This window comes from Sphingomonas agri (genome assembly GCF_038148795.1).
Classification (GTDB): Bacteria; Pseudomonadota; Alphaproteobacteria; order Sphingomonadales; family Sphingomonadaceae; genus Sphingomicrobium; species Sphingomicrobium agri.
Genome location: NZ_JBAPEU010000001.1, coordinates 372,913 through 384,654, shown reverse-complemented (window position 1 = coordinate 384,654; position 11,742 = coordinate 372,913). Strand labels below are relative to the sequence as shown.

Sequence of the window (11,742 nt, the reverse complement as noted above, 5' to 3'; positions counted from 1 at the left end):
TTGCGTTTCATGCCATCGCAAATTCCCCCGCCCGAAGTGATCCGCGTCTCGAGCCTGCAGGTCGCATGTGACGGGTCGGGCGAGATTTCGCCGGATCTTGGTCACCCGCGGGTCTACCTGCGGATCGATGAGGAACTGGGGTTTGTCGAGTGCGGCTATTGCGATCGGCGTTTTGTCCTTGAGGGGGGACCGGCGGACAGCAAGGCGGCATGACCCTCGGCGATCCCCGGCGGTTTCTGTACCGCGACCTTGACCCTGACGAGGCACGCGGGCTCGCAGCGAGGCATCTGTCGGTTCACGACGATGGTGAGCTCTACCTCCAGTACAGTGCAAGCGAAGCCTTCGGGTTTGACGATGGCCGCCTGAAGACCGCCGACTATCACAGCTCGTCGGGCTTTGGCTTGCGGGGCGTTTCCGGCGAGACGACGGCCTTTGCCCACGCCAACGAGATCAGCAGGGCCGCGATCGATCGCGCTGCGGCGACGCTTAGTCTCCTCGACCCTGCGACGGGGGGCCCGGCAATATCGCCCCCGCGCACCAACCAGGCAATGTACGGAGCCGCCGACCCTCTCAGCCTCGTTCCCTTCGCGGACAAGGTCGCGCTTTGCCAACGTATCGATTCGGCGGCGCGTGCGCGCGATCCCCGCGTCTGCCAGGTAAGCGTCGCCCTGTCGGCGAGCTGGAGCGTGATCGACATCGTTCGTGCCGATGGCTTTGTCGCGTCTGATGTCCGACCGCTGGTTCGACTTGGAGTCCAGATCGTCGCCGAACAGAATGGGCGGCGCGAGACTGGCTATCACGGGCTCGGAGGCCGCTACCTGTACGACGCCCTGTTCGAAGAGCACCAGTGGGAACGAGCGATCGACATCGCGCTTGCGCAGGCGCTCACCAATCTTGAATCGGTCGCAGCGCCCGCCGGCGAGATGCCTGTCGTGCTGGGCCCGGGCTGGCCAGGTGTCTTGCTGCATGAGGCGGTTGGCCACGGGCTGGAAGGCGACTTCAATCGCAAGGGCACGTCAGCCTTTTCGGGCCGCATCGGTGAGCGCGTTGCTGCACCTGGTGTCACTGTAATCGACGAAGGATCAATCGAGCAGCGACGCGGCTCGCTCACCATCGATGACGAAGGAACCCCGACCCGGCGGACCGTGCTCATCGAGGACGGCATTCTCAAGGGTTATCTTCAGGACCGCCTTAACGCACGGCTGATGGGCATGGAGCCCACCGGCAATGGGCGCCGCGAGAGCTTTGCGCATGCTCCAATGCCGCGCATGACGAACACCTTCATGCTGGGCGGCAGGGACGACCCGGGTGAATTGGTGAGCCGCGTCAGCGACGGCATATACGCAAAGAGTTTCGGTGGAGGACAGGTCGATATCACCAGCGGGAAGTTCGTCTTCTCCTGCACCGAGGCTTACCGGATCCGTGGTGGCAAGATTGCCGAACCGATCAAGGGGGCAACTCTCATCGGGGACGGTCCAACGGTACTCACCAGGGTCAAGGGTATCGGCAACGACCTTGCGCTCGACGAGGGCGTGGGCGTTTGCGGCAAGGGCGGCCAGAGCGTTCCCGCCGGTGTCGGTCAGCCGACCCTGTTGGTCGACGGCCTTACGGTCGGGGGCACAGCTGCTTGAGCGATTGGCGTGCCGATGTCCTCAAATTCTGGTTCGGACTGCCGTACGGTAAGCAATTCAACTCGGATGCGGCGCTTGATTGGCAGATCAGGCAGCTGTTCCTGAAGCTCTGGATCGAGAAGCGGCAACTGCCGGTCTCCGAATTTCTTGGCGACGCCCTCACGGCGCTTGCTGCAGTGGTCCTGTTCGACCAGCTCCCAAGGAACATGTTTCGCGGGAATGCCGAGCAGTTCGCAACCGACCATCTTGCACTGGCGATTGCAGGAGGAGCAGTGGAGGGCGGCCTCGATGAACAGCTTGCGCCGCGCGAGCGGGCTTTTCTCTACATGCCGTTTCAGCACAGCGAGAACCTCGCCGACCAGAACCGCTCGATGCTGTTGTTCACGGCGCTCGGCGACCCTCGCCACCTCAAGTATGCGAAGCGGCATCATGACGTCATCGAGCGGTTCGGCCGCTTCCCGCACCGCAACGCGATCCTCGGGCGCGCCCCTCGCAGCGACGAACTGGCCGCCCGGGAAGTGACGCCCTGGTGACCGACCTCGTAGAAGCGGCGTGTTTCAACACGCGCGTCGAAGCCGACCTTGCCCGACTATACCTTCAAAGCGAAGGCATTGAGGCCGTGCTGTTCGATACCGAGATCAATTATTTCTACGGCGGCCTGTTCATGCCGATCCGGCTGATGGTCTTGGACGAGGACTTCGGAGAGGCCGAGGCGCTGCTTTCGAAACAGCCCTAAAGCAGGTGGGCGATGGGGTCCGGGTCGAAACCCGCGTCCGCCAGCCGTCCAACTACGTCTTCGCGAGACGCGCCCTCGTCCCGCTGGGCAAGTGCGCAGACGAACGCCGATCGGCGCCCGGATCGGCAAAACGCAAGAAGCTTGCCGTCTGCCGCTTCGCGCAGCGCTTTTTGCATCTCCTCGACGTCAGCCGGGCCGATGCCGCGGATGATCGGGACGAAATGATAAATGATGCCTGCCTGGGCTGCCGCTTCTTCGATATCGGAAGCGAGTGGCTGCCCAGGCTCTTCTGCATCGGGGCGATTATTGACGAGAACCGTCACCCCTTGCTCTACCAGGCCGGCGACCTCGTGCGCACCGATCTGGCCGCTGACCAAGGTGCGATCGTCGAGCTGGCGGATCATGGGCTTATCCTCTTTCGCCTTTTTTCGGTGCTGCAGCGGCTGGTGCGGCTGGAGCAACCGACGGAACAGCTGCAGGGGCAACCCCTCCGCTTAGACCATAATAGTCAAGGTAGGGCTGGATACTCGGGTCGTGGCCCGCCCACGACCGGTACATCTGCGCAAGGTCGAGAGTGTTGCCCCGCGAGAGGACCAGGTCACGGAAGCGCTGGCCGTTGGCCCTGGTCAGTCCTCCGTTGCGTTCGAATGTCGCGAACGCATCCTGACCGAGCATCCGGGTCCAGGCGTATGCGTAGTAGCTTGCCGAATAACCATTGCTCCAGATGTGGAGGAAGTAGCTGGAGCGGTAGCGCGGCGGAACGTCGGCCGTGTCAAAGCCGCCGCGTGCAAGAGCCTGCGCCTCGAACCGGTCGACGTCCTGTCGGGGAGCGGTCGGCGAAAGCGAGTGCCAGTCGAGGTCAAGCCGGGCCGCCGACAGCGCCTCGCCCACCTCGTAGCCCTGGTTGAATGTTCGTGCGGCCAGGATCTTCTTGATGAGATCCTGCGGGATCGGCTGTCCCGTCCGGTAGTGAACCGCATAGTGCGGAAGGATCTTGGCATCGAGCGCCCAGTTCTCGTTGAACTGCGAGGGGAACTCGACAAAGTCGCGCGCGACGTTCGTTCCCGACAAGGTCGGATACGTCTGCGATGCGAACATGCCGTGCAGCGCATGACCAAACTCGTGGAACATTGTGGTGACGTCGTCCCAGCTGATCAGCATCGGCTGTCCCGGTGCGGGCTTGCTGAAGTTCTGGACGTTGAAGACGACCGGCTGCGTCTGGCGCAGGTACGACTGGTTGACGAGGTTCGACATCCAGGCGCCGCCCGACTTGTTGTCCCGCTTCCACGGGTCGATCATGAACAGTGCCAGCGGTTTGCCGTCCTGGTCGGTGACCTGGAACACGCGCATGTCGGGACTCCAGGTCGGGATATCGTGGCGTTCGGTGAACGTCAGTCCATAGAGCTGGTTGGCGGCATAGAAGACGCCGTCCGTCAGGACCTTGTTGAACTCGAAATAGGGCTTCAGCTCGTCCTGGTTGAGCGCATATCGCTGCTTGCGGATCTGCTCGGCGTAGAAGTTCCAGTCGGCCGCGGTAGGCTGGTAGGTGGCACCTTGCGATTTGGCCAGGGCGACGATGTCGGCCCATTCCCGGCGCTGCTTGGCTGAAACCGAAGGAGCGAGACGGTCGAGAAAGCCGACCGCCGTTGCACGGTTCTGCGCCATCTGGTCGTAGAGATTATAGTCGGCAAAATTGGCCGCACCGAACAGCCCGGCCTTTCTGGCGCGAAGCTGTGCGATCTCGCTGATGGTCGCCCGCGTGTCGTTTGCATCCCCGTGCTCGGCACGGTTGAGACTCGCATCAAAGAGCTTCTGGCGCGTGTCGTGACTGGTTAGGGACGACAGCGAAGGCTGCTGCGTCGTGTTCTGGAGCGGAACGACATAGCCGGTGACCTTGCGGTCCTTGGCCGCCTGCTGCGCAGCACCGAGCTGCTGCTCACTAAGGCCAGCAAGTTGCGCCGGGTTGTCGACGTGCAGTGCTCCCGCCTTCGCCGCCGCCAGAAGCTTCTGGCCGAACTCGGTCTGGAGGGTGCTAAGGCGCTTGTTGATCGCCTTGAGCTCGACCTGCTTTGCCGCAGGCAGTTCAGCCCCTGCGTGGACGAACTGCTTGTAATAGACGTCAAGCAGCTTTGCCTGTTCGGGATTGAGGTTCAGTTGCGACTGACGATCGTGCAGGGTCTTGAAGCGCTGGTAGAGCTTCGGGTTCAGATAGATGAAATCGTTGTGCGCTGCGAGCAGGGGAGCCGTCTTGGTGTCGGTTGCCTGGAGCGTATCGTTGGTGTTCGCGCCGTTGACCGCGCTGAAAGCAAGGCTGGCGCGCTCGAGCAGCAGTCCTGAACGCTCCATTTCGACCACGGTGTTGTCGAAGGTCGGGGGCGCAGGGTTGTTCGCAATGACCGTTACTTCCCGCTTCTGCTCCGCCATCCCGGCAAGAAGAGCTGGCAGGTAGTCGGAGTCCTTGATGCGCGAGAAGTCGGGGGTCTGAAAAGGCAGCGTGCTTGGTCTTGCAAACGGATTGGAGGCCGGCAGCGTTGCGGGGGCGGCTGCGCTTGCCTTCTTTGGAGCAGGGGCCGCACTCGCCGTACTGGTCGCAACGGCAATGGCCGCGGTCGCGGCAAATAGCTTGTGGATCATGTCTCTCCCCGAAGGATTGGGAACTGTCGTTTATCGTCTCTTCAACCTGGTCGCGAGTTTCGCAAGTCTGAACATCAGCCGTTGGTAGAAAGGGCTGCGAGCATCGCTTGCCCGTAGCGCTGCAGCTTCGCTGCTCCGACGCCCTGGATCCGGCTCAGTTCATCAAGGTTCGCGGGCTTTGCGGCAGCAATCTCGCGAAGCGTCGAATCATGGAAGACGACGTAGGGCGGCACGCTCATTTCGGCGGCAAGCTTGCGGCGCACCTCGCGCAGCGCATCGAACAACGGGTCCGAAGGTCCGGCTGCGGCCTTTCGGCCACGACGTTTCGGTGCCGGGGGGACGGCAATGGTCACTTCCGCTTCGCCCTTGAGGATGGATCGGGCGCCAGGTCCGAAGGTCAGACCGCCAAAGGCATCGGCGCGAAGCGCGTCGCGCGCAATGAGGGCGCGAGCCACCGGTCGGACAAGCCTCAGTTCCTCGGTGCTTGCGATTCCGAAGACGGACAGGCGATGATGGCCGAAGCTGCGAACCTTTTCATTGTCTTTGCCGGCAAGAACATCGGCGAGATGCGCCACTCCGAAGCGCATCTCCGTTCGAAACGCGGCCGACAGCAGCTTGCGGGCGACCTGAGTTGCATCGAGCGTTGCCGGCGGATCAAGACAATTGTCGCAATTGCCGCATCGCACTGCCGGCTCTTCGCCGAAATGGCGAAGCAGGATCGCGCGCCGGCAACCCGATGCTTCGACAAAGGCCGCAAGCGCATTGAGCCGCTCGCGCTCGCCGGGGCGACGCTGGGGTTCAACCTCGGTCTCGATCCGCTGCCGAGCGCGGGCAAAGTCCTCCGCTCCCCAGAAAAGCCAGGCCTCGGCGGCCTCGCCGTCGCGGCCGGCCCGTCCCGTCTCCTGATAAAATGCCTCAATCGACTTTGGGATGGCGGCATGCGCGACGAAACGCACGTCGGGCTTGTCGATACCCATCCCGAACGCGACAGTCGCAGCGATTACCATATCCTCCGATTGCACGAATGCGGCCTGGTTGCGCGCTCGAACAGCGGGGTCGAGGCCCGCATGATAGGGCAACGCACTGCGACCGTCTTTTGCGAGTTGCTCCGCGATGCGCTCGGTCTTGTCCCTGCTCGGCGCATAGACGATGCCGGGTCCCGGCTGCCCTGTGAGCAGCGTCCTCAACTGTTGCGACAGGCCATCGCGGGGCCGAACGTGATAACGGATGTTGGGCCGGTCGAAGCCGGCGATGATGAGGCCGTCCCCGGGAATTCCGAGCTGCGTCAGAATATCGAGCCGAGTCCGTTCGTCCGCAGTGGCCGTGAGCGCCAGGCGCGGCACGTCGGGGAATTCTTCCAGGAGTCCCCTCAGCTGCCGGTAATCCGGCCGGAAATCATGACCCCACTCACTGACGCAGTGCGCTTCATCGATGGCGATGAGGGCGAGCTTTCTTGACTTCACGAAGCGCCGGAAGGCCTCGCTCGTCGCGCGCTCGGGCGCAACATAGAGGAGGTCCAGGTCCCCGGCAGAGAAGCGTTTGGAGGTTTCTCCTCGGTCGGCGTCAGCCGAGGTCAGCGACGCCGCCCGAAGCCCCATAGCATTGGCGCTTCGGATCTGGTCGTGCATCAATGCAATCAGCGGGGAGATGACGAGGGCGGTCCCGTCACGGGCGATTGCCGGCAGCTGGTAGCAAAGCGACTTGCCGGCGCCCGTCGGCATAACCGCGAGCGAATGCTTTCCTGCAAGCACGCGCTCGATCGTTCCTTCCTGCACGCCGCGGAAGCGGTCGAAGCCGAAGACGGTTTTGAGGAGCTCGTGCGGATTGTTCATGAAAGCGTTGCCGCGAGGAGCGGTAGCGCGAGGCCGCCGTGCTCGCTAGCCTTGCCTGATGGACTTATCCCCCATCACCCGCCGCACATTGCTTCGGACCGGCGGAGCGACTCTTTTGCTCCACGGAAGATCGGTGCCGGCGGCGGCTTTGGACTGGCACTCGCTCGCTTCGGACGTGAAGGCCGAAATGCGCTGGGCTTGGCGCAATTATCGGGAGCATGCCTGGGGCAAGGATCAGATCAGGCCGATCAGCGGCGGCTCGGAAAGCTTCCCGCTCAAGACCCATCACCTCGGGCTTTCACTCATCGAAGCGCTCGACACCTTGTGGATCATGGGCCTCGACGAAGAATTCGATGAGGGCGTCCAATGGGTGAAGTCGAACCTCAGTTTCGACGTCGACGGCGAAGTATCCGTCTTCGAAACGTCAATCCGGCTCGTTGGAGGCTTACTCTCGGCCTATCATGCATGCGGCGATCCGGTGCTCCTCGCCAAGGCGCGCGACTGTGCCGACCGCCTGCTTCCGAGCTTTTCCGCTTCCCCGCTCGGAATTCCCCATCGCTATGTCAATCTCAGGACCGGCGCGCTGCGCGGCCGGGAAACCAATCCGGCGGAGACCGGGACTTTCATTCCGGAATTCGGTTTTCTCAGCCGAGCGACGGGTGACGATCGATACCGCGCCGCGGCCAAGCGGGCGCTTGTCTCGATGTTCGAGCGTCGATCAAAAATCGGGCTGCTGGCCGACAGCATCGACTGCATGACGGGCGAGTGGAAAAGCCGCCGCGCGACCATTGGTCCGCCGTCGGACAGTTATTACGAATATCTGTGGGACGGCTGGGACCTGCTCAAGGATCGCGACTGCCTGAGGATGTACCGCATCTGCACGGCTGCGATCCTTGCGCACCAGCCGCTTCGGCGCGCTGGAAACCTCTGGTTTGCAAACGTTGATTTCGAAAGCGGAAAGCCGCTCGATTCCGAGCAGGATGAACTGGGCTCGTTCTACGGCGGCCTCCTCGCGCAAGGAGGCGACCGCGCGCCTGGCCTCGCCCACACGCGGACATGGGCAAGGGTGCAGGCCCGTTATGGTGTTTTACCGGAAAGCGTTGATTCAACGGACCTGCGGCCGCTTAGCAAGACCAACGATCTTCGCCCGGAGCTTGCCGACGCCGCGTTCAACCACTGGCTGCTCGATGGCCGCGAGGAATGGCGGCACATCGTCCGGGACCATTTTCTGGCGATGAAGCGCTGGAACAAGGCGCGCTACGGCTATGCCGATCTCGCCGACGTCACTGCTTTCCCCAAGGTCCAGAGCGATCATTGCCCCGGATACTGGTGGTCGGAGCAGATGAAATATTATTATCTGATCTTCGCCGACACCCCCCGCGTTGATTATCGAGGCCTGTATCTCAGCACCGAAGGTAATGTGCTCCGCGGCCTTCGACGCTGATCATTCCGCTGCCTGGGCGGTCTCCTCCAGCATTTGCTCGGCCGCCTGGCGGTACCACAGGTCCGCATAAAGTCCGGCCTGCTCCAGGAGCTCCTCATGCGTGCCGCGCTCAGCAACCCGGCCCTCGTCGAGGACGATGATCTGGTCGGCATTGACGATGGTCGAAAGTCGGTGAGCGATCATGATGGTCGTCCGGCTTTCGGCAACCTCGTCGAGCGTTTCCTGGATCGCCTGTTCGGTGCGGCTGTCGAGCGCACTGGTCGCCTCGTCCAGCACGAGGATTGGGGGGTTTTTGAGCAGGGTGCGGGCGATGGCAACGCGCTGCTTCTCGCCGCCGGAGAGCTTGAGACCGCGTTCGCCAACCATCGATCCATATCCCTCGGGCAGCGCCGCGATGAAGCCGTCAATGGCGGCCCCGCGGGCCGCCCCTTCAATCTGCGCCTCGGAGGCTCCTTCGCGCCCGTAGCCGATGTTGTAGCCGATCGTATCGTTGAACAGCACGGTGTCCTGGGGAACGATACCGATGGCGGCGCGAAGACTTCGTTGCTGGACGGCCGCGATATCCTGGCCGTCGATCGCGATGCGGCCCGAAGAGGGGTCGTAGAAACGGTACAGAAGACGCGCGATTGTCGACTTGCCGGCTCCTGACGGGCCCACGATGGCGCAGCTCGTGCCTGCCGGAATGTCGAGCTCGAGGCCTTTGAGGATCTCCCGGCCCGGCTCGTATCCGAAGTGGACGTCTTCGAAGCGCACCCGCCCATGCGTGACCTTCAAGGCAGCGGCGCCGGCCTTGTCGGTGACTTCGGCGGGAGTATCGAGGAGATTCCACATTGCTTCCATGTCGATCAGTCCCTGGCGGATCGAACGATAGACCCAGCCCAGCATATCCAGTGGCCGGAAGAGCTGGAGAAGCATGGTGTTGATGAACACGACGTCGCCGGGGGTGAAGCGGCCCTTGCTCCAGCCCCACACGGTGAAGATCATTGCACCGGCCATCATCAAATTGGTGATGAGCGCCTGGCCGATGTTCAGCCATGCGAGCGATACCTCGTTTCGAACCGTTGCGCGTGCGAATGCCGCGATCGCTTCGTTGTACCGGTCCGTTTCTCGCTCTTCGGCACCGAAATACTTGACGGTTTCGTAGTTCAGCAGGGAATCGACGGCGCGGCCGATCGCCTTGTTGTCGACCTCGTTCATCTCCCGCTGCAGATTCGCGCGCCACTCTGTCACCCGCCTCGTGAACGCGATGTAGAACGCCATCATCCCGAGTGTCGCCGCGACGAGGCCAGCACCGAACTTTACAAAGAAGATGATGCACGCGGCGGTCAGCTCGATCAGCGTGGGGCCGATATTGAAGAGAAGAAAATAGAGCATCATGTCGATGCTCTTGGTTCCCCGTTCCACGATCTTGGTCAGTGAGCCGGTGCGGCGTTCGAGGTGAAAGCGCAGCGACAAATCATGGATGTGGCGAAATACCGTGCCGGCGAGGCGGCGCGCAGCGTCCTGGCCGACCTTCTCGAAGAGGGCATTGCGAAGATTGTCCGACAAGACGCCGGCGAACCTTGCGGCCGCGTAGGCAGCTACGAGCCCGGCAACCATGGCGAGCGACGAGCGGTGGGTCGCCATGCCATCGATGACCGCCTTGTAGGCAAAGGGCATCAAGAGGGTGGCCGCCTTGCCGGCTAGCACCAGCAGGACCGCTACAATCACGCGCGCCTTTAGCTCCGCTTGCCCCTTGGGCCAGAGCATCGGGAGGAAGCGCCACAGCGCGGCAAAGCCGGCGTTCGGTTTGGTTGTCTCGGTCTTGGCTGCAGCCATTCCCCCTAGGTAGGGTCGTGAGGCTGGAGGAGCAAACGAGAGCGACTTTGGTCCCGGGAACCGTGCTGAAATTCATCGGTTAGAACAACAGCTTATCGGGGATCTCCAAATGGGACCTGCTTATTTCGTGATTGCTATCCTTGGCTGTGCCGATGGCGGCGGCAGCTGCACTCCGGTCGCAACGCTCCAGACACGTTATTCTAGCGAGGCCCAATGCTCGGCAGCGACGATCGAGGCGCTCGAAGGCAACAGCAACTTCGACTTTCCGACCCTGGTTGCAAGATGCCGGCGGGGCAGCGGCGCAGCAGCTGCCCATGCCGAGCGCGACAGGGCGCTTCCAGGCGGCGTCCGCCGCAGCTGACGGCTGGAACCGGCTTCCGCCGCCGCGGTTTTTCCCGCTGCCATGAAAAACAAAGAAGCCAAGGGCGAGCGAACCAAGCGCGACAAGCGCGCTGACCAAAAGCGTCTAAGCCAGGCGACATCCGCCGAGTTTGAACGCGAGGGGATGGGTGTCGCGCCAAAGGAGTAGTCCATGTCCGACGTCATCGAACCGATGATTCACGAGGACCGGCTGCCGGGCCACGAAAGCAGGCTCGAACCCAAGCCCGACTGGGAGCCGCGCTATCCGGGATCCGGTCGGTTGAAGGGGAAAGTCGCGCTGATTACCGGCGCGGACAGCGGCATAGGCCGCGCGGTTGCGGCCCTGTTCGCGCGGGAGGGAGCAGACATCGCGATCCTCTACCTTTGCGAACATGACGATGCGGCCAGGACGAAGGAGATCGTCGAGAAGGAAGGCCGCAGGGCGATCAGCATTGCAGGCGACATCGGAGACAAGCGCTTCTGCGAACGCGCCGTGGAGCAAACCGTTCAACAGCTCGGCCGGCTTGACATCCTCGTCAACAATGCCGGCGAGCAGCATTACGACGAGGACATCGGGAACATCAGCGAGGATCAGCTGCGCCGTACGTTCCAGACCAATATTTTCGGCATGTTCTTCCTGACTCAGGCCGCCGTGCCGCATCTCGGAAAAGGGGCGGTGATCATCAATTGTACGTCCGAGACGACTTACAAGGGATCACCTGGACTGCTCGACTATAGCTCGACCAAGGGTGCGATCCTGGGTTTCACCCGCTCGCTCGCGAAGAATCTGATCAAGGACGGCATTCGAGTGAACGGTGTTGCGCCCGGTCCCATCTGGACGCCCCTCAACCCCTCGGGAGGCCAGCCCAAGGAGAAGATTCCGGAATTCGGTAAGGACACGCCGATGGGCCGTCCCGGTCAACCCAACGAGGTCGCGCCGTCCTTCCTGTTCCTCGCCTGCGAGGATTCGAGCTACATGGCGGGCCAAGTCCTTCACCCGGACGGAGGCAATACCACCGCGAGCTGATGGTCGAACTGTCCGGTTCCGGACAGCCATGCGTCCATGACGAGGCATCGGTATTGGGATTTTTTCCCAACACGCGGCGACTTTCGCTGCTGCTATCGGGGCCGCGATTGCTGGTGCCACTGAAAATAAAAGATTTTTTCCAATTGGCACGCTCCCTGCATTGAAGATGGTACGGACCCGATGGTCGGGTTCGCCACTAAAATGACAAGGGGAATATCCATGTTCGCTTCTTTTGACTCCGCCCGCCAGGCCGTCACCAT

At 62.4% G+C, this 11,742-nt stretch carries 12 protein-coding genes; 8 read left to right on the top strand and 4 right to left on the bottom strand.

Going from position 1 to position 11,742, the window contains the following annotated elements; genetic code table 11:
- The first annotated feature begins 9 nt into the window (after positions 1 to 9).
- The 4 genes from V8192_RS01965 to V8192_RS01950 are packed head-to-tail and all read left to right on the top strand — an operon-like array spanning position 10 to position 2,367.
- The gene (locus tag V8192_RS01965; protein WP_341631382.1) at positions 10 to 213 is read left to right on the top strand and encodes a zinc-finger domain-containing protein; all 204 of its coding nucleotides are present in this window, start codon (positions 10 to 12) and stop codon (positions 211 to 213) included.
- Positions 210 to 1,631 carry a metalloprotease TldD gene (gene tldD, locus V8192_RS01960; RefSeq protein WP_341631381.1) on the top strand — a complete coding sequence of 474 codons (1,422 nt, stop codon included), beginning with the start codon at positions 210 to 212 and terminating at the stop codon, positions 1,629 to 1,631. The genes V8192_RS01965 and tldD overlap by 4 nt, the downstream gene beginning before the upstream one ends.
- Positions 1,628 to 2,164 (top strand): DUF924 family protein, encoded by a 537-nt coding sequence (locus V8192_RS01955; protein ID WP_341631380.1) that lies wholly within the window; start codon positions 1,628 to 1,630, stop codon positions 2,162 to 2,164. Before tldD ends, V8192_RS01955 begins: the two co-directional genes overlap by 4 nt.
- Entirely contained in the window at positions 2,161 to 2,367 is a 207-nt protein-coding gene (locus tag V8192_RS01950) for a putative signal transducing protein (RefSeq protein ID WP_341631379.1), read from the top strand. The genes V8192_RS01955 and V8192_RS01950 overlap by 4 nt, the downstream gene beginning before the upstream one ends.
- Here the strand turns inward: V8192_RS01950 and V8192_RS01945 are convergent.
- The 3 genes from V8192_RS01945 to recQ form a co-directional block, all read right to left on the bottom strand.
- Positions 2,364 to 2,771: a protein tyrosine phosphatase family protein gene (locus V8192_RS01945; RefSeq protein ID WP_341631378.1), complete on the bottom strand. Its 408-nt coding sequence runs from the start codon at positions 2,769 to 2,771 to the stop codon at positions 2,364 to 2,366. The genes V8192_RS01950 and V8192_RS01945 overlap by 4 nt on opposite strands.
- A gap of 4 nt (positions 2,772 to 2,775) precedes the next feature.
- Positions 2,776 to 5,001, bottom strand: coding sequence for a M3 family metallopeptidase (locus tag V8192_RS01940; protein WP_341631377.1), 2,226 nt, complete (start codon positions 4,999 to 5,001; stop codon positions 2,776 to 2,778).
- 74 nt (positions 5,002 to 5,075) lie between these two features.
- Positions 5,076 to 6,833 carry a DNA helicase RecQ gene (gene recQ / locus V8192_RS01935; protein WP_341631376.1) on the bottom strand — a complete coding sequence of 586 codons (1,758 nt, stop codon included), beginning with the start codon at positions 6,831 to 6,833 and terminating at the stop codon, positions 5,076 to 5,078.
- A 58-nt stretch (positions 6,834 to 6,891) separates the two neighbouring features.
- On the opposite strand from recQ, the gene V8192_RS01930 reads away from it, so the two are divergent.
- A complete protein-coding gene (locus V8192_RS01930; protein ID WP_341631375.1) occupies positions 6,892 to 8,277 on the top strand; it encodes a glycoside hydrolase family 47 protein in 1,386 nt (461 codons plus the stop codon).
- Here the strand turns inward: V8192_RS01930 and V8192_RS01925 are convergent, their stop codons facing one another.
- Positions 8,278 to 10,095, bottom strand: a complete 1,818-nt coding sequence (locus V8192_RS01925; protein ID WP_341631374.1) for an ABCB family ABC transporter ATP-binding protein/permease — start codon at positions 10,093 to 10,095, stop codon at positions 8,278 to 8,280. It abuts the gene before it with no gap.
- Between the two features lie 109 nt (positions 10,096 to 10,204).
- Between V8192_RS01925 and V8192_RS01920 the strand changes: the two genes are divergently transcribed.
- From V8192_RS01920 to V8192_RS01910, 3 genes are read left to right on the top strand one after another with little or no spacing between them, the layout of a single operon-like run.
- On the top strand, positions 10,205 to 10,456 hold the full coding sequence (locus tag V8192_RS01920; RefSeq protein WP_341631373.1) for a hypothetical protein: 252 nt from the start codon (positions 10,205 to 10,207) through the stop codon (positions 10,454 to 10,456).
- 42 nt (positions 10,457 to 10,498) lie between these two features.
- Positions 10,499 to 10,624: a hypothetical protein gene (locus V8192_RS01915; protein WP_341631372.1), complete on the top strand. Its 126-nt coding sequence runs from the start codon at positions 10,499 to 10,501 to the stop codon at positions 10,622 to 10,624.
- A 3-nt stretch (positions 10,625 to 10,627) separates the two neighbouring features.
- Positions 10,628 to 11,482: an SDR family oxidoreductase gene (locus tag V8192_RS01910; protein WP_341631371.1), complete on the top strand. Its 855-nt coding sequence runs from the start codon at positions 10,628 to 10,630 to the stop codon at positions 11,480 to 11,482.
- Positions 11,483 to 11,742: the final 260 nt, after the last annotated feature.